At 73.1% G+C, this 17,960-nt stretch carries 14 protein-coding genes; all 14 read left to right on the top strand.

The features are described 5' to 3' along the window. The first annotated feature begins 40 nt into the window (after positions 1-40). The 14 genes from fabD to BN6_RS22225 all read left to right on the top strand — a co-directional run bounded on the left by fabD (position 41) and on the right by BN6_RS22225 (position 17,913). Positions 41-2,338, top strand: a complete 2,298-nt coding sequence (gene fabD / locus BN6_RS22290) for an ACP S-malonyltransferase (RefSeq protein ID WP_231904726.1) — start codon at positions 41-43, stop codon at positions 2,336-2,338. Between the two features lie 58 nt (positions 2,339-2,396). After that, entirely contained in the window at positions 2,397-3,338 is a 942-nt protein-coding gene (locus BN6_RS22285) for a DUF6039 family protein (RefSeq protein WP_015101995.1), read from the top strand. Positions 3,339-3,341: 3 nt separating this feature from the next. Beyond that, positions 3,342-5,144, top strand: a complete 1,803-nt coding sequence (locus tag BN6_RS22280; RefSeq protein ID WP_015101994.1) for a non-ribosomal peptide synthetase — start codon at positions 3,342-3,344, stop codon at positions 5,142-5,144. Between the two features lies 1 nt (position 5,145). After that, complete coding sequence (locus BN6_RS22275) at positions 5,146-6,102, top strand: chlorinating enzyme (protein ID WP_015101993.1); 957 nt, start codon at positions 5,146-5,148, stop codon at positions 6,100-6,102. Further along, positions 6,099-6,329, top strand: a complete 231-nt coding sequence (locus BN6_RS22270) for a phosphopantetheine-binding protein (protein ID WP_015101992.1) — start codon at positions 6,099-6,101, stop codon at positions 6,327-6,329. Before BN6_RS22275 ends, BN6_RS22270 begins: the two co-directional genes overlap by 4 nt. Continuing rightward, entirely contained in the window at positions 6,326-7,555 is a 1,230-nt protein-coding gene (locus tag BN6_RS22265) for a beta-ketoacyl synthase N-terminal-like domain-containing protein (RefSeq protein WP_015101991.1), read from the top strand. Before BN6_RS22270 ends, BN6_RS22265 begins: the two co-directional genes overlap by 4 nt. A 6-nt stretch (positions 7,556-7,561) precedes the next feature. Beyond that, the gene (locus tag BN6_RS22260) at positions 7,562-8,776 is read left to right on the top strand and encodes an NAD(P)/FAD-dependent oxidoreductase (RefSeq protein WP_015101990.1); all 1,215 of its coding nucleotides are present in this window, start codon (positions 7,562-7,564) and stop codon (positions 8,774-8,776) included. A 151-nt stretch (positions 8,777-8,927) separates the two neighbouring features. Beyond that, entirely contained in the window at positions 8,928-10,421 is a 1,494-nt protein-coding gene (locus tag BN6_RS22255) for an ABC transporter substrate-binding protein (RefSeq protein ID WP_197540172.1), read from the top strand. Further along, the gene (locus BN6_RS22250; protein WP_041313635.1) at positions 10,418-11,374 is read left to right on the top strand and encodes an ABC transporter permease; all 957 of its coding nucleotides are present in this window, start codon (positions 10,418-10,420) and stop codon (positions 11,372-11,374) included. The genes BN6_RS22255 and BN6_RS22250 overlap by 4 nt, the downstream gene beginning before the upstream one ends. Continuing rightward, the gene (locus BN6_RS22245) at positions 11,371-12,162 is read left to right on the top strand and encodes an ABC transporter permease (protein ID WP_015101987.1); all 792 of its coding nucleotides are present in this window, start codon (positions 11,371-11,373) and stop codon (positions 12,160-12,162) included. The genes BN6_RS22250 and BN6_RS22245 overlap by 4 nt, the downstream gene beginning before the upstream one ends. Then, positions 12,159-13,709 (top strand): ABC transporter ATP-binding protein, encoded by a 1,551-nt coding sequence (locus BN6_RS22240; protein WP_015101986.1) that lies wholly within the window; start codon positions 12,159-12,161, stop codon positions 13,707-13,709. Before BN6_RS22245 ends, BN6_RS22240 begins: the two co-directional genes overlap by 4 nt. A 176-nt stretch (positions 13,710-13,885) precedes the next feature. After that, the gene (locus BN6_RS22235; RefSeq protein WP_015101985.1) at positions 13,886-14,626 is read left to right on the top strand and encodes a class I SAM-dependent DNA methyltransferase; all 741 of its coding nucleotides are present in this window, start codon (positions 13,886-13,888) and stop codon (positions 14,624-14,626) included. A gap of 41 nt (positions 14,627-14,667) precedes the next feature. Further along, positions 14,668-16,584, top strand: a complete 1,917-nt coding sequence (locus BN6_RS22230; protein ID WP_148302962.1) for a KedN5 family methylcobalamin-dependent radical SAM C-methyltransferase — start codon at positions 14,668-14,670, stop codon at positions 16,582-16,584. Between the two features lie 513 nt (positions 16,585-17,097). Continuing rightward, positions 17,098-17,913: an SGNH/GDSL hydrolase family protein gene (locus tag BN6_RS22225; protein WP_015101983.1), complete on the top strand. Its 816-nt coding sequence runs from the start codon at positions 17,098-17,100 to the stop codon at positions 17,911-17,913. Positions 17,914-17,960: the final 47 nt, after the last annotated feature.

Raw genomic sequence — 17,960 nt, 5'->3', positions numbered from 1 at the left:
TGGGCAGCCCGCGCCCGGCCCGGGGCAGGACAGTCCAGGCGTGTCCACGCCGAAAACCGCCTGGGTGTTCCCGGGGCAGGGCGCGCAGCGCCGGGGGATGGGCGGCGAGCTGTTCGACCGCTTCCCCGAGCACCGCGCCACCGCCGACCGGGTCCTCGGGCTGCCGGTCGCGCGCCTGTGCCAAGAGGACCCCGACAACCTCCTGCGGGACACGCGCTACGCGCAGCCCGCGCTGTTCGTCGTCAACGCCCTGAGCTACCTCGCCGTGCGCGACGAGGGTCCGCCGGACTTCCTGGCCGGGCACAGCCTCGGCGAGTACAACGCGCTGTTCGCCGCCGGCTGCCTGGACTTCGAGACCGCGCTGACGCTGGTGTGCCGGCGTGGCGAGGTGATGTCCCGGGCCTCCGGCGGCGGCATGGTGGCCGTGGTGGGCGTGCGCCCGGACCGGCTGCGCGGGCTGCTGGCCGAGGCGGGCGTGGACGACGTGGACGTGGCCAACGACAACTCCGCCACCCAGGTCGTGCTGTCCGGGCCGCCGGACTCGCTGGCCGCGGCGACGGCCGCCGTCCGCGCCGCGAAGGCCGGCCGGTGCGTGCCGCTGGCCGTCACCGCCGCCTTCCACTCCCGGTACATGCGCGCCGCCGCGCGCGAGTTCGAGGAGGTGCTGGCCGGGGTGCGGTTCGCGCCGCCCGAGGTGCCGGTGTTCTCCAACGTGACCGCCCGGCCGCACGACCCGGCGCTGATCGGCGACCTGCTGGCGCTCCAGGTGCGCAGCCCGGTCCGGTGGCGCGAGACCATGGACGGGCTGGCCGCCGCCGGCGTGCGGTCGGTCCGCGAGCTGGGCCCCGGCCGCGTGCTCACCGACCTGTGGCGGCCGGTCGCCGAGGCGCTGCCCGCGCCGCCCGGCCCGGAAACCCTGGGCGACGCGGCGTTCCGCGCCGACTACGGCGTGCGCTGGGCCTACCTGTCCGGCTCGATGTTCCGGGGCATCGCCTCGGTGGCGCTGGTGCGCCGGATGGGCGAGGCGGGCCTGCTCGGCTTCTTCGGCGCGGGCGGGCTCGCCCACGACGAGGTGGAACGCGCGCTGGACGAGCTGACCGCCGCGCCCGGACCGGGCCGGTTCGGGATGAACCTGCTGGCCATGCCCGACAACCCGGCGCTGGAGCGGCGGCTGGCCGACCTGTACGTGCGCGCGGACGTCCGGCACGTCGAGGCGGCCGGGTTCACCGGGGTCACGGCCCCGCTGGTGCGCTTCCGGTTCGCCGGCGCGCACACCACCCCGGACGGCACGCCCGTCGCCGTGCGCAACCTCCTGGCCAAGGTCTCACGCCCCGAAGTGGCCGAAGCCTTCCTGGCCCCACCGCCGCCCGCGCTGCTCGACGACCTGGTCCGCTCCGGCGCGCTCACCCGCGAGGAGGCGCACGCCGCGCGCCGGCTCCCGGTCGCCGGTGACCTGTGCGCCGAAGCCGACTCCGCCGGGCACACCGACGCCCGCCCGGCGCTGACCGTCGTGCCCGACCTGGTCCTGCTGCGCGACCGCGCGATGGTCGGGCACGGCTACGCCAAACGCGTCCGGGTCGGGGCCGCCGGCGGGCTGGGCACGCCCACCGCCGTGGCCGCCGCGTTCGTGCTCGGCGCGGACTTCGTGGTCACCGGGTCGGTCAACCAGGCCACACCCGAGGCCGCGACCTCCGACCTGGTCAAGGACCTGCTGGCGGAAGCCGGCGTGCAGGACACCGCGTACGCGCCCGCGGGCGACATGTTCGAGACCGGCGCACGCGTCCAAGTGCTGCGCCGGGGCACGATGTTCGCCGCACGCGCGAACCAGCTCTTCCAGCTCTACCAACGGCACGGGTGCTGGGACGAGATCCCGCAGCGGATCCGCGACAGCGTCGAGCGCACCACGTTCCGCCGCACGTTCGCCGAGGTCTGGCGGGACACCGAACAGCACTACCGCGACACCGGTCGTGCCGAACTGGTCGAGACCGCAGACCCCCGGCGCCGCACCGCGCTGGCGTTCCGCTGGTACTTCGCGCACACCTCCGCCGCCGCGCTGCGCGGCGACCCCGGTGACCGCGCGAGCTTCCAGGTCCACACCGGACCGGCGATCGGCGCGTTCAACCGCCTGGTGCACGGCACGGAACTGGCCGACTGGCGCGCGCGGCACGTCGACCGGGTCGCCGGGCTGCTCATGCGCGGCGCGGCGGACGTGCTTGCGCAGGAAGGGCAGCGCCGGAACGGCAGCGCCGGAAGGGCGGCGCCAGGAAGTGCGGCGCCGAAGCTCCCGCGCGGGGCGGTGACCAGTAATGAGCAGAGCCCGGCCGGACCCCGTCGTTAGCGTGGCCGGGGCGTCAGCCGCACCCCCGAAGCCGACACTGAGAGCCGAGGAGCCTTCGATGACAACAACATCGAGCCCGCCGTTCGTCCTGCCGACGGCGCAGGACCAGACGTCGATCGCCCGCCACGCGATCCTGCACTCGGGCAACGCCGGCGTCGTCGTGGAGCGCGTCGGGCAGTTGCGGCCGGAGTTCCGCTCGGAGGGCAGGCTGTTCGCCCGCGAGCTGTCGGAGTACCTCAACACCAACTACGCCGGGATCGTGACCGTCTTCGTCTACGAGGAGACCTTCGGCACGAAGGACCGGCTGCACTGGCTGTTGCACATCAAGTCCCTCTACGCCTACGAGACCCTGGTCCAGATGGGCACCCAGGACGTCGGCTGGCGCGACATCGTGCTGCGCCAACGGGTCCCGGACGAGCGCGGCGGCGGCGGGTGGGACCGGCTGTTCGACGGCCCGCTGCGGGAGACCGTGCTCATCCCGTCCGCGTTCGGCATGTACGGCACCTCGGAGTCCACTCCGGACTCGGTGTCCAGCGACGGTGACGGCGCGGCCACGTTCGTCGTGCCCGTCGCGCAGTCGCAGACCTCGGTGCCGGCCGACGAGCAGCTCAACTCCGGCAACTGCGGGATCATCATGCACCGCGTCGGCGAGCTGAAGTACGAGTACCGCGCCGAGGGCCGGGCGTTCTCCCGCGCGCTGTGCGAGAGCTGGAACAAGGTCCTCGCCGGCCACGCCACGATCTACCTCTACGAGGAGGCGTTCGGCCGGTCCGACCGCATCCACCACTTCATCCACCTCAAGTCGCTGAGCTCCTACTACACGCTCATGGGCGTGCGGGCGATGAGCGACCCGGAGACCCGCGAGGTCTTCACCCGCCAGTGGATCGCCGAGGAGAAGGGCGGCGGCGGCTGGGACCGGATGTTCGTCCAGAGCAGCCTGACCGACCTCGCGCTCACCCCCCAGCACTGGGGGATGTACGCCACCAAGACGGAGGAGTGAGGCATGGCCGACACCGACTGCCTGCACGAGGCGTTCTCCCGGCGCGCGGCGCAGTCGCCCCGGCGGGTCGCGGTGAGCTGCGGGACCGAGCAGATCACCTACGCCGAACTCGACGCGCGGTCGACCGTGCTGGCCGAGCGGCTGCGCCGGTGCGGCGTGGGCCGGGGCAGCCGGGTCGGCGTGTGCGTCGACCGGTCCATCTGCCTGGTCGTCACGGTCCTGGCGGTGGTCAAGGCCGGTGCCGCCTACGTCCCGGTCGACCCGGAGAACCCGGCCGGCCGGGTGGCGCACGTGCTGTCCGACAGCGAGGTGGCGCTCACCGTCGCGGCGATCCGGACCGCCGACGCGCTGGCCGACTGGTCCGGCCCGGTGCTGTGGAGCGACGCCGACGAGAGCGACGACCCGACCGCGGTCGAAGCGCCGTCGGAGGCCGCCGAGCCGTCCGACGTCGCCTACGTCATCTACACCTCCGGTTCCACCGGCGCGCCCAAGGGCGTCGAGGTGGAGCACCGGTCGGCCGTCGCGCTGCTGGAGCGGGCGGGCGAGCTGTACGAGTTCGACGAACTCGACGTGTGGACCATGTTCCACTCGGTCGGCTTCGACTTCTCGGTGTGGGAGATGTGGGGCGCGCTGCTGTTCGGCTGCAAGCTCGTGGTGGTGCCGGCGCAGGTGACCCGCACGCCCGCGCTGATGCTCGACCTGCTGCGCCGCGAACGCGTCACGGTGCTCAGCCAGACCCCGTCGGCCTTCCGCGGCCTGGTCGCGGCCGACGCGGCGGCCGGCCCGCCCGCCGAGCTGTCGCTGCGGCTGGTGGTGTTCGGCGGCGAGCGGCTCGACGTGGCCGTGCTCGCGCCGTGGATCGGCCGGCGCGGCGACTCCTCGCCGGTGCTGGTCAACATGTACGGCATCACCGAGATCACGGTGCACGCGACGCACCGCCGGATCACCGCCGCCGACCTGGAGCACCCCTCGGTCAGCCCGATCGGGGTGGCGCTGCCCGGCCTGCGGGTCGAGCCGCGCACCGCCGACGGCCGGCCGGTGCCCGACGGCGAGCCCGGCGAGCTGTTCGTCGCCGGCACCGGCGTGGCCCGGGGCTACCTGAACCGGCCCGAGCTGACCGCGCAGCGGTTCGTGGTGCTCGACGGGCAGCGCTGGTACCGCTCCGGCGACAGCGCCGCCCTGGTCGACGGCGAACTGGTCTACCTCGGCCGGGTCGACCGCCAGCTCAAGGTGCGCGGCTACCGGGTCGAGCCCGGCGAGGTGGAGGCCCGGCTGCTGTCCTGCGCCCGGGTCGGCACCGCGCTGGTCACCGCGCGCGACTTCGGCGACGGCGACGTGCGGCTGGTCGCCTACGTCGCGCCGCCGCCCGCGCCGGACCCGGTCGCGCCGACCGAGGCGGAGCTGACCGCCGCCGTCGCCGACCTGCCCGGCTACCTGCGGCCCTCCCGGTTCCACGTGGTGGACGACATCCCGGTCACCGCGCAGGGCAAGGCCGACGTGGACGCGCTCGTCGCGCTCACCGAGACCCGGCCGGCAACCGTCGCCGCGCACACCGCGGCCGACCCGACCGCGACGGCGGTCAAGGCGATCGTGGACGAGGTACTGGTGCGCGACGTGCCCGTGGACGGCGACCTGTTCGACCACGGGGCCACCTCGCTCTCGCTGGCCCGCGTCATCGCCATGGTCAACAACCGGTTCGACCTCGCGCTGACCGGCGCCGAGCTGGAGGAGCCCACCATCGCCTGTCTCTCGGACGTGGTCGGGTCAACGCGCCGTCCGGGCGCACTACAGGAAGTGGGAGGCTGACATGAGTGACTTCACGCTCAGTGAGCAGGAGCTGAACGACTTCCACCGCAACGGGTACTTCGGCCCGTTCGACGTCTACGAGATCGAGGAGATGAAGGCCCGCTGGCGGCGGGAACGCTTGCGGCTGCTCGACCGCGCGCACGCGGCCTACCGCGACGGCGCGGCGGAGTCGGGCAACACCAACATCTCCAACTACGACCGACACCTGGACAACGCCTTCCTGGCCGACCACATCTGCAACCCGCGGATCGTGGACCGGGTGGCCAGCGTGCTGGGCCCGAAGGTGCAGTGCTGGCGCTCGGAGTTCTTCCCCAAGTACCCCGGCGACGAGGGCACCGACTGGCACCAGGCCGACACCTTCGCCAACGCCTCGGGCAAGCCGCAGATCGTCTGGCCGGGCGACGCGGAGGACTTCGGCGGCACGCTCACCGTGTGGACGGCGTTCACCGAGGCGAACGAGGAGACCGGCTGCCTCCAGTTCATCCCGGGCACCCACCAGACCATGTTCTACGACGAGACCAAGCGGATGCACTACGACCCGGACACCATCAACGCCAGGGAGAAGGAGGGCGTCCGCCGGGGCTTCTTCGGCTACGACTACCGCGAGCTCCAGATCGACCCGGACTGGAAGCCCGACGAGGGCCAGGCCGTGTCCATGGTGATGCGGCCCGGCCAGGCCATCATGTTCTGGTCCACCCTCATGCACGCCTCGCTGCCGCACGCCGGGCGCACCGAGGAGATGCGGCTGGGCTTCGCCGGCCGGTACGTGCCGACCTCGGTCGACGTCTACCCGGACACCGACCAGATCGAGGAGTACGGCGGCTCGGTGTCGCTGGAGCGCTGGGGCACGGTGATCGTCGCCGGCGACAACGACAACCCGAACAACCGGGTGGCCACCGAGACCACGCAGGGACACCCGTTCACCACGCGGGTCCGCCCCGGGGTGGGCCGGGCGTGACCGTCTTCGACGCGGTCCGCGACAGCCTGCTGGAGGTCGTCCCGGACACCGACCCGGCGGCGGTCCGGCCCGGCCGGACGCTGCTCGACCTCGGCTGCACCAGCATCGACCGGGCCGAGGTGGTGACGCTCGCGATGGAGCGGCTCGGCGTGGTCGTGCCGATCGCGGAGTTCCAGGACGTCAACGACATCGACACGATCGTCGCGCTGCTGGGGAAGCATCTGTGAGCCCACCCGCGGTGGTGGGCACCGGGATCGTCTGCTCCCTGGGCGCGGACGTCCCGGCGTTCACCGCCGCGCTGCGCGAGGGCCGCGCCGGCATCACCGACAGCGGCAACGGGCTGTGCGCGCCGCTGGTCGGCTTCACCTTGCGGGACGCGCTCGACGGCGTGCCGGAACCGTTGCGCGGCAGGGCGTTGCGCGCGGCGGGCCGGTCGCCCCGGCCGGTCGCGGCGGCCGTCGCGGCGGTGTTGCAGGCGTGGGTGTCGGCCGGGCTGCCGGACGTGCCGGGCGATCGGGTCGGCGTGGTCGTGGCCGGCCACAACCTGACCGACCGCTACACGCACGACCTGCGCGAGTCCTACGCGGACCGGCCGGAGTACCTGCCGGCGCGGTTCGCGCTGCACTCGCTGGACACCGACCACGTCGGCACCATCAGCGAGGTGCTGTCCGCCACCGGCGAGGGCTACACCGTCGGCGGCGCGTCGGCCAGCGGCAACGTCGGGATCGTGCACGGCGCGCGCCTGGTCGCCTCCGGCGTGGTGGACTGCTGCGTCGTGGTCGGCCCGCTGGTCGAGCTGACCCCGCTGCACCGCAGGGGTTTCGCCACGCTCGGCGCGCTGGCGGTCGACGGCGACCCGAGGGCGGCGTGCCGGCCGTTCGACGCCGACCGGCGCGGCTTCGTGCCGGGCGAGGCGGCGGCGGCGCTGGTGCTGGAGTCGGCCGCGTCCGCGCGCCGGCGGGGCGTGCCGGTGCGGGCGAGCGTGGCCGGGGTGGCGCTCGGGCTCGACGGCAACCGGCTGGCCGACCCGGACGCGGCCGGCGAGGCGCGGGTCATCCGCGCCGCACTGCGCGCGGCGGGCGTCGGACCGGGGGAGCTGGACTACGTCAACGCCCACGGCACGGCGTCCCGGCTCGGCGACGAGACCGAGGTCGCCGCGCTGGGGCTGGCCCTGGGCGACGCGGTCTCCCGGCCGTGGGTCAACTCCACCAAGGGGTTGACCGGCCACTGCCTGGCCTCGGCGGGCGTGGTCGAGGCGGTGGCCACCGTCGCCCAGCTCACCGGCGGCTTCGTCCACCCCAACGCGAACCTGACCCGACCGCTGGACGACCGCGTCCGGTTCGTCGGGGCCGACGCCGAGCCCGCCCGGCTGCGGTGGGCGCTGTCCAACGGCTTCGGCTTCGGCGGCATCAACTCCGCCGTGGTCTTCGCCGGTGTCCCCGATGGAGGCTGAGGACCCATGTACGACGTGATCGTGGTCGGCGCGCGCTGCGCGGGCGCACCGACCGCACTGCTGTTCGCCCGCGCGGGCCGGCGGGTCCTGCTGGTGGACCGCGCCAAGTTCCCGTCCGACAAGCTCTCGACCCTCTACATCCAGCAGCCGGGCGTGGCGCGGCTGGCGAAGTGGGGTGTGCTCGACGCGGTGCGCGCCACGGGCTGCCCGCCGCTGGACCACGTCGTCTACGAGCTGGGCGACACCCGGGTGGAGGGCTGTTGCAGCGGCGTGGACGGCCAGCGGGCCGCGTACGCGCCGCGCCGGGAGCTCCTGGACCGCATCCTGGTCGACGCGGCCGTGGCGGCGGGCGTGGAGTTCCGCGACGACTGCCGGGTGACCGAGCTGTACCGCGACGGCGACCGGGTCGTGGGCGTGCGGTGTGAGAGCGCGCGCGGCTCGTCCCGCGAGGACGCCGCGCTGGTCGTCGGCGCGGACGGGATGCGCTCGGCGGTGGCCGAGCTGGTCGGCGCGGAGAAGACCGCCGAACACCCGCCGCTGACGTGCGCCTACTACACGTTCTGGCGCGGGCCGAAGACGCACTTCGAGATGTACGAGGGCGACACCGGCTGGGTGTCGGCCGTGCCGACCAACGACGACGCCGTCCTGGTCGCCGCCTACGCGCCCCAGCACCGGTTCGACGAGATCCGGCGCGACGCGTTCGCGTCCTACCAGGAGCTGGTCCGGGTCAACGCGCCCGAGCTGTGGGCCCAGGTCGAGGGTGCCGAGCAGGTCGGCAAGCTGCACGGCACCGGCGACCAGCAGAACTTCTTCCGCCGCGCGCACGGCCCCGGTTGGGCGCTGGTCGGCGACGCCGGGCACCACAAGGACTCGCTGACCGCCCGGGGCATCTCCGACGCCCTGATGCAGGCCGAACTGCTCGTGGAGACCGTCGGCGACGCGCTGGGCGACCGGGAGCGGCAGGACGCGGCCGCCGCCGAGTACGACCGGCTGCGCGAGGAGCGGCTGACCGAGAACTACGCGGCCACCCTGCTCATCGCCCAGGAGGAGGCGCGGCCCAAGCGGCGGGCGCTGCTCGGCGCGATCGGCACCAGCCCCGAGCTGACCACCCGCTACTTCGACGCGGTCGCCGGGATCGTGTCGGTGCGCGAGCTGTACACCCCCGAGCTGATGGCGCTCATGGCCGGTGCCGCGGCGTCGGAGAGCACTGCCGCTTTTTGAGCAGACACCGGGGCGGCGGTCAGCGAGCGTTCCGGGCGTGGCGCCCCCTACCGCGCCGCGTGCTCGTGAACTTGGAGGAACAGTGGTTCAAGGCCAGGGATTCGACCGTCGTGCACTGCTACGCCTGAGCCTTCTCGCCGGAGCGACCGCAGTGGGTGCGCCACTGCTGTCCTCCTGCGGCGGCGGCAACGCGGAGACGCCCGCCGCCGCCGGGCAGTCCGGCCAGGCGGGCAAGCCGCTCGCCACGCTCTCGGTCAGCGCGCCGCACGCCGTCACCGACAGCGAGGCGGGCAACCCGCTCGCCACCAGCATCGGTGCGACGCTGATCGTGATGCGGCACGTCTACGACTCGCTGATGGTGCTGGACAAGGGCGAGTACAAGTACCAGCTCGCCGAGTCGGTCACGCCCAACGCGGACGCTTCGGAGTGGACGATCAAGATCCGCTCGGGCGTGACCTTCCACGACGGCAAGCCGGTGCGGGCCGCCGACGTGGTGCACAGCCTGCGCACGGTGGGCACCAAGCCGAGCAACCGCGCCTCGGTGTACGCCATGGTGAACCTGCCCGGTGTCACCGCCGTGGACGAGCTGACGGTGAAGGTGCCGCTGCTGGTGCCGCGCGGCGACTTCAAGGAGTCGGTGCTGATCGTGTTCTCGCCGGTGTTCCCGGAGGGCATGACCGAGTTCTCCAAGCCGATCGGCTCCGGCCCGTACAAGCTGGCCGAGCGCAACGGCACCACCACCAAGCTGGTCGCCAACGAGCAGTACTGGGGCGGCAAGCCGACCGTCGGCGAGCTGCGGATCGTCGGCGTCGCGGACGCCGCCGCCCGGCTCTCGGCGCTCAAGGCGGGCCAGGTGGACTACGCGATCGGCATCAGCGCCACCGGCGCGAAGACCGAGACGGCCAACACGGCGCTGACGATCATCCGGGGCGGCGCGGCGAACTCCAACGCGCTGTCGTTCGCGATGAACCAGAAGCTCGCGCCGTTCGACAACCCCAAGGTGCGCAAGGCCGTGCGGCTGGCCGTGGACCGCAAGGCGTTGGTGGACAACGCCCTGCTCGGCCAGGGCTCGACCGCGGACGACGTGGTGGGCAAGAACCTGCCCGGCTACGCCGACCTGGCCGAGCGCAAGCGCGACCTCGACCAGGCCCGCGCGCTGTTCGCCGAGGCCGGGGTCACCAAGCTGACCCTGCGCACCGGCGAGCTGGTCGCGGGCATGATGAACGCCAGCAAGCTGCTCGTGCAGCAGCTCAAGGAGGCCGGTGTCGAGCTGACGCTGGAGGAGCTGTCGGTCGACGCGTTCTACGCCGACATCACCACCCTGGCCACGCACCCGTTCCAGGCGTTCTACTACGTCAACCGGCCCGCCGCGGTGCACCTGTCCGCGGTGACCCACGGCAAGGCCCCGTTCAACGTCACCGGCACGTCGGCGGACTACCAGGCCAAGCTGGCCAAGGCCCAGGCCACGCCGGAGGACGCCGCGCGCGGCAAGGCGTTCGGCGAGCTGCAGAAGGAGTTCTACGAGCAGGGCGGCGACGTCCTGTGGGGCTTCCAGGAGCAGTTGGACGCGAGCCGCGCCGGCATCGGCGGCGTGCGGATCGAGCAGTCCGTGCAGTTGTTCGACCGGGCGACCGGACCGGCGTGACCGCGCTGCTCTTCCTCGCCCGCAGGGTGGCGGCCACCACCGCGACGCTCCTCGCCGTCGCGGTGGTGCTGTTCGCGGCCTCGGAGGTGCTGCCCGGCGACGCCGCCGCGTCGTCGCTCGGGCTCGACGCCACGGCGGAGGACGTCGTCGCCCGCCGGCTGGAGCTGGGGCTGGACCGGCCGTGGCCGGTGCGGTTCCTGGACTGGCTGGCCGGCGCGGTCCGGTTCGACCTGGGCACCAGCGTGATGTCCGGCGAGCCGGTGACCGAGATCGTCGCCGAGCCGTTGGGCGCGACCGGCCTGCTGGTCGGGATCACGGCCGCGGTGACGGTCCCGCTGGCGATGCTGATCGGCCTGGTGTCGGGGCTGCGCCGGGGCGGGCGGGCGGACCGGGCGCTGTCGGCGGTGTCGGTGGTCGCGGTGTCGATCCCGCAGTTCGTCACGGCCGGGCTGCTGGTGCTGGTGTTCGCCGACCTGGTGCCGATCCTGCCCGCGATCTCGTTGCCGCCGCTGGGCGGCACGCCGTTGGACAAGCCGGACATCCTGGTGCTGCCCGTGGTGGCGCTGACCCTGTTCGGCGCGGCCTGGGCGGGCCGGATCGTGCGGGCGGCGGTGATCGACGCCGACGGGCTGCCGCACGTGGAGGCCGCCCGGCTGGCCGGTCTGCCGGAACGGACCGTGGTGTGGCGGCACCTGCTGCCGGCGACCGTGCCGCCGTGCGCGCACGCCTTCGCGTGGCTGCTCAGCGGGCTGTTCGGCGGCACGGCCGTGGTGGAGATCGTGTTCAACTACCCCGGCCTGTCGCAGACCCTGGTGGCGGCGGTGCGCAACCACGACACGGCCGTGCTGGAGGGCGTCGGGCTGCTGCTCGCGGCGATCATCATCGTCTCGTTCGTGCTGGCCGACCTGCTGGTGCTGCTGGCCGACCCGCGGCTGAGGGTGGCGGCCCGGTGAGGGCCGTGCGCTGGGCGCTGGGCGTGCTCGCCGTCCTGGGCGTCGCGCTGGTGCTCGGGATCGCGGTGTTCGGGCCGTCCCTGGTCGACGACCCGGAGCGGATCACCGGCCTGCCCTACACCGCCCCGACGGCGGACAGCCCGCTGGGCACCGACAGCACCGGCCGGGACGTCCTGGCCCGGGTGCTGGCGGGCGGCCAGGCGCTGGTGACCGTGCCGGTGGTGGCGACCGTGCTGGCCACCGCCCTCGGGCTGGTGCTCGGCCTGGTCGGCGGCTACTTCGGCGGCGTGGCCGACGCGGTGGTGTCCCGGCTGGACCACCTGCTGCTGGGGCTGCCGCCGGTGCTGATCCTGCTGGTGCTGCTCAACGGCTGGGGCTACAGCGCGACGACGATCACCGCGGCGGTGGTGCTGACCGGCACGCCGTTCGTGTCGCGGGTGACCCGGGCCGAGACGCTGCACGCCGTGGAGGACGGCTACGTCGTGGCCGCGTACGCCACCGGGGACTCACACTTCTCGGTGATCGTGCGGGAGATCCTGCCCAACATCGCCCGCCCGGTGCTGGCCGACTTCGGCACCCGGCTGGCCATCGCGGTCACCCTGACCGCCGCCGTCGGGTTCCTCGGCTTCGGCTCGGGCGGCCCGAACTGGGGAGCCATGATCAGCGAGAACGTCGAGGGCATCCGGTTGACGCCGTGGGGCGTCGCGGTGCCCGCCGTGCTGTTGGGCGTGCTGACGGTCGCCGCGAACCTCGGGCTGGACCGCCTGGTCGGGAAGGTGCTGCGGTGATCGAGGTCGACGACCTGCGGGTCGAGAACGCCGAGGGCCACCCGGTGCTGGCCGGGCTCACCCTCGCCATCGGCGCGGGGGAGCGGGTCGGTGTCGTCGGCGAGTCCGGCGCGGGCAAGACGACCCTCGCCCTGGCGCTGGTCGGCGCCGTCCGGCCGGGCCTGCGGGTGGTGCGGGGCCAGGTCCGGGTGGACGGCCGCGACGTGCTCACCGCGACCCCGGCCGAACGCCGGGAGCTGCGCCGCCGGGTGCTGTCCTACCTGCCACAGGACCCGCCGTCCGCGCTCACCCCGACCATGCGGATCGCCCGGCAGCTGCGCGAACCGGCCGTGGACCGCTCGGCGGAGGCGGTCTCCCGACGGCTGGTGGAGGTCGGGCTGCCCGGCGACGCCGAGTTCGTCCGCCGCTACCCGCACCAGCTCTCCGGCGGCCAGCAGCAGCGGCTGGCGCTGGCCCGGTTCACCGCCGGCGACCCGCGCGGGCTGATCCTGGACGAGCCGACCACCGGCCTGGACGGGCCGATGCGCAGGCTCGTGCTGGACCAGCTCGCGGAGCTCGCGCTGCGGCGCGGGCTGGCCGTCGTGTTCATCACCCACGACCTCGGCGCGGCGGCCCGGATGACCGACCGGCTGGTGGTGCTGCGCGGCGGCGAGGTGGTCGAGCACGCCGGCACGGAGCAGGTGCTCGGCCGGCCCGCCGAGCCGTACACCAGGGAGCTGCTCGCCGCCGTCCCGGACCTGCGGGTCGAGGTCGAGCGGCGGCCACCGCCCCGGGCACCGGGCCCGGTGGTGCTGGAGGTCGCCGGCCTGGTCGCGGCGCGCGGCCGCAAGGTCGTGCTGGACGGGGTGTCGCTGACCCTGCACCGGGGCGAGTCGCTGGCGCTGCTGGGGTCCTCGGGCTGCGGCAAGACCACGCTGGCCCAGTGCGTCGCGGGCATCCTCAAGCCCCGCGCCGGACAGGTGTCGCTGGCGGGCGAGGTGATCGCGCCCGTGCTGCGCGGCCGGCCGGTGGACCAGCGCCGGCGCATCCAGCTCATCCCGCAGGACGCCACCGGCTCGCTCAACCCGCGCCGCACGGTCGGCGCGGCGATCGGCCGCGTGGTCCGGCTGCACCGGGCCCGGCCCGCCGACGCGGTGCGCGCCGAGACCCGGCGGCTGCTGGACCTGGTGGGGCTGGCCGGTGAGCTGGCCGACCGGCTGCCCCGGCAGCTCTCCGGCGGGCAGCGGCAGCGGGTGGCCATCGCCCGCGCGCTGGCGGCCGGCGCGGACGTGCTGATCTGCGACGAGGTGACCTCCAACCTGGACGTGCAGGTGGCCGCGTCGGTGCTGGAACTGCTCGACTCGCTGCGCGGGGAGCTGGGCCTGGCGGTGCTGACGGTGACCCACGACCTGGGCGTGATCGCCCGCAACGCCGACCGCGTGCTGGTGCTGGACCGGGGCCGGGTGGTGGAGGAGGGGCCGGTCGCCGAGGTGCTCGGCCACCCCGTGCACGCCGCGACCCGCGCCCTGGTCGACGCGGCCGGCGGCCTCGCCTCGCCGGCCCGCTGACCCGACGGCGCAGACCCGACGGCGGCGACCCGACCGTCCACTCCGAACGGCCGGGACCGAAGCACCGCACCGCAGGCGCGCGCCGGCGGTGCTCACAACGGGGCAGCGCCGCACCGCCCCGGTCACCGAGGATTCCCCAGCGACATCCCGTTTCCGGACGGGGGAAGGAGAACACCGTGGAAGGCTTCGACCTCTCGACCTACGGCGACGCGATCGCCGGGCTGTTCGACGAGACCGGCTGGGCGGGCGACCCGGGCGACACCGAGGAGACCATCCAGTGGTTGGCCGACAACGCGGGTGAAGGGCCCTTGCTGGAACTGGGGGTGGGCACCGGGCGGGTAGCGGTCCCGTTGGCGCAGAAGGGGATCGAGGTCCACGGCATCGACATGTCCGAGGGCATGCTGGACCAGTTGCGGGCCAAGCCCGGCGGCGACAAGGTGACGCTGTTCAAGCAGGACTTCACCGACTTCTCCGTGCCGCACACCTACTCGCTGGCCTACGCGGTGTTCGACACCCTGCCGTTCATCACCGACCAGGAGCACCAGATCCGGTGCTTCGAGCGGGTCGCGGCGGTGCTCGAGCCCGGCGGCCGGTTCGTCACCCAGTGCTCGATCCCGGACCCGTCGCGCTACGACCGCAACCAGCGCACCCAGACCGTGCGGGTGGAGAAGGACCACGTGGTCCTCACCTTCACCCGCCGCGAGCGGATGACCCAGCGCTCGTCCATCCAGTTCGCGATCCTCAGCGAGCAGGGCGTGCGGTTCTTCCCCATGCACATCCGCACCATCATGCCCTCCGAGCTGGACCTGATGGCGCGCTTGGCCGGGATGACCCTCGAATCGCGGTGGTCGGACTGGTCCGGCGCACCGCTGCGCGACTCGCACGAGCGGCACATCTCGATCTACCGCAAGGCCTGACCCCCGTCGATCCCGACGCTTCTCCCCACGCGGAGGTGGGCGTGTCCGCTTCTCAGCTCAGGGTTGTCCTGGTCCAGCAAGGGGTCTGGGACATGCCGTTGGAGTCGATGCCGCTGGCATCGGGCTACCTCAAGGCGATGGCCCTCGCCGATCCGGTGCTGCGGGACCGGGTGCGGATCGAGATCTGCAACTTCCGCGGCCGGGTGACCCACGGCGAGATGGCCAACCGGCTGTTCGCGGGCGACCCGCCGGACGTGCTGGCGTTCTCGGTGTTCGGCTGGAACCAGCGGGCGTTCGGCGCGCTGGCCGCCACCTTCAAGCAGCTCAACCCGGACGGGTGGGTGCTCTTCGGCGGCACCCACGTCAGCGAGCAGGCCGACCGGGTGTTCCGGTTGTTCCCGAGCGTGGACGTGGTGGTCAACGGCGAGGGCGAGCTGACCTTCGTGGAGCTGCTGCGCGCCCGCCTGTCCGGTGCCCACGCCGACCTGTCCGACGTGCTGGGCGTATCGTGGCGCGGACCGGCCGCCGAGGTCGTGACCAACGCCGAACGGCCGCGCATCGACGACCTCGACACCATCCCGTCGCCGTTCCTCACCGGAGCGATCGACCTGCTCGACGCCAACGGCCAGTTCCGCTACGACGTGGCGCTGATCGAGACCAACCGGGGCTGCCCCTACAAGTGCTCGTTCTGCTACTGGGGCGGCGCGGTCGGGCAGCGGGTGCGGGCGTTCTCCCGGGAGCGGCTCAAGGCGGAGCTGGAGCTGTTCGCGAAGCTCGGCGTGCACACGATCGTCGCGTGCGACGCGAACTTCGGCATGCTGCCCATCGATGTCGAGCTGGTCGACGACCTGATCGAGATCAAGCGGCAGCACGGCTTCCCGCGCGCGTTCGAGAGTTCCTGGGCGAAGAACAAGTCGAAGGTCTTCTACGACATCGTGCGCCGGATGAAGGAAGCGGGCCTGCGCAGCTCGTTCACCCTGGCCCTCCAGTCGCTCAACGCCGACGCGCTGACCGCCATGCGGCGGCGCAACATGAAGGTCAACGACTGGCGCGACCTGGTCGAGTGGCTCAACAAGGAGGGGATGGACTGCTACGCGGAGCTGATCTGGGGCGCGCCCGGCGAGACCGCCGAGTCGTTCCTGGAGGGCTACGACGAGCTGGCCCGGCACGTGTCGCGGATCGCGGTGTACCCGATCATGCTGCTGCCCAACACCGAGTACTCGTCCAACAAGGAGCTGCACGGGATCATCGCGCTGCGCGGTGACCACGACGACTTCGAGTACGTGCTGGCGCACCGGACGATGACCTTCGCCGACAACGCCCGGATGCAGCGCTTCCTGTTCTGGGCCCGGGTGATCGCGGAGAACGCGGTGCTGCGGCACTGCTGGCTGCCGTTGCGCGAGCTGGCGGGCTGGAAGCAGTCACAGGTGCTCAACAGCCTCGCTGACTGGGCGGACACGACGTCCTGCCCGGAGGCGCTGCCGCTGCGCGAGGCGGCGGCGCGCGGCCACGGCGGCGGCGCGCCGGCGTACGCGAAGGCGATCGGCTACCTGTTCACCACGGCGGAGGGCAGGCGGGCGCTGGAACTGTGGTGGGAGCAGGCGGTGCTGCCGAACGTGCCGGCGGAGCTGCGCTCGTTCCTCTCGTCGGTCTACCGCTACGACCTGATGACCCACCCGGTGTGCGAGCCGACGGACCTGCCGCTGGTGGTGGTCGACGGCGTCGACTACTACGTGCGCGGGGACGTCCGGTTCGACCACAACGTCCCGGCCGCGCTGGCGCTGCTGCGCGCCGACGAGCGGCCGGACCTCACGCCGTGCCCGACGGGCCTGGACATCTACTACCGCACCAGCGCGCTGAACGCGGTGATGTCGACCAACCACGAGGAGATCATGCACTTCATGGGCGAGCCCCGGCCGGCGGGTGCGCCGTTCGACCTGTGCGCGGAGGCATCCTGACCGGTTGGTCCACAGCAGACTCGACGCCCGCGCGAGCGTGGCGGTCGACCGCCGGGTCGGCGGTAGGAATGGCGTGGCCGACCCGGCACGTCCGGACCGGGCGGGCATCGTCCCCCGCCCGGTCCGGCGCCATGTCCGGGTGAGTCCCGGGTGAACACCCGTCCCCGACGGGTTCGGCAAGGCGTATTCCCCTTGCCGGTGAACAACGTCCGCAGTTCCGGTATCCGCGTGGGTCGTCCGCGGCGAGCCGGTGCGGGCCGGTCGTCCTACCCCTGCCGGTGACCGCGCCGTGCGCGATCTTCCTTGAGCCGGCCGGAAAACGCCCGTCCGATGGTGGGATCCGGTCCGGTTGGGCCAGTGGGCTGAGCCGGTGCTGAGCCTTCCGGGGCCGAAGTCCGCACCAAGTGTGAAAAGTTCACTATTAAGTACCAATTGTGAGGTATTATCCCACAATATCAACTGTTACGCATGAGGGGTCAACACTCCACCCCGACTCCACGGAGACGAGATCCCATGCGCGCACGGGCCCTGATCCCCGCACTGCTGGCGCTGTTCGCCACCGCGGCCCTCGCCACGCCGGCGCAGGCCGCCCCCCTCGCGGGCAAGTACGTCGCCATCGGCGACTCCTACACCACCGCCCCGGGCACCCGCACCTACGACAACCCGAACGACGCCTGCCGCCGCGGCCCGCTGACCTACCCGCGCCTCTGGGCGGCGGCGCACCCGACCACCCGGTTCGTCGAGGCCGCCTGCTCCGGGGCCACCACGACCGAGGTCGTCAGCAACCAGATCCCGCTGCTGACCGCCGACACCACCCTGGTCACCATCCAGGTCGGCGGCAACGACGTCCGGTTCGTCGACGTGCTCACCAACTGCATCCTGACCATCGACGACAAGGACTGCCTCAAGGGCGTGGAACTGGCCAAGCAGGCCGCCGTCGCCTACCTCTCGCCGGGCCTGGCCCAGGTGTACGGGCTGGTGCGGGCCAAGGCCCCGGCGGCCCGGGTCATCGTGGTCGGCTACCCGCGGCTGTACAAGATCGGCGGCAACTGCGGCATCTTCGGGCTCAGCGACACCGAGCGCGCCGCGCTGAACTCGGCCGCCGACACCCTGGCCGCGATCATGGCCCAGCGCGCGGCCGAGGCGGGCTTCACCTTCCTCGACGCCCGCCCGATCTTCGACTCGCACGCCCTGTGCACCAGCGGCACCAAGTGGGTCACCAGCCTGGAGTGGGACAAGATCAACGAGTCCTACCACCCGAACGCGGCGGGTCACCGCGACGGCTACTACGCGGCGCTGAACTCGCTCGCCACCAGCGCGAAGGCGTGATCCGCGGCGGGGCGTCCGTCCACTGCGGACGCCCCGCCCGGTCTCCC

It is taken from the genome of Saccharothrix espanaensis DSM 44229 (assembly GCF_000328705.1).
In the GTDB taxonomy this organism is placed as follows: domain Bacteria; phylum Actinomycetota; class Actinomycetes; order Mycobacteriales; family Pseudonocardiaceae; genus Actinosynnema; species Actinosynnema espanaense.
This window is presented reverse-complemented; position numbering and strand designations above follow the sequence as displayed.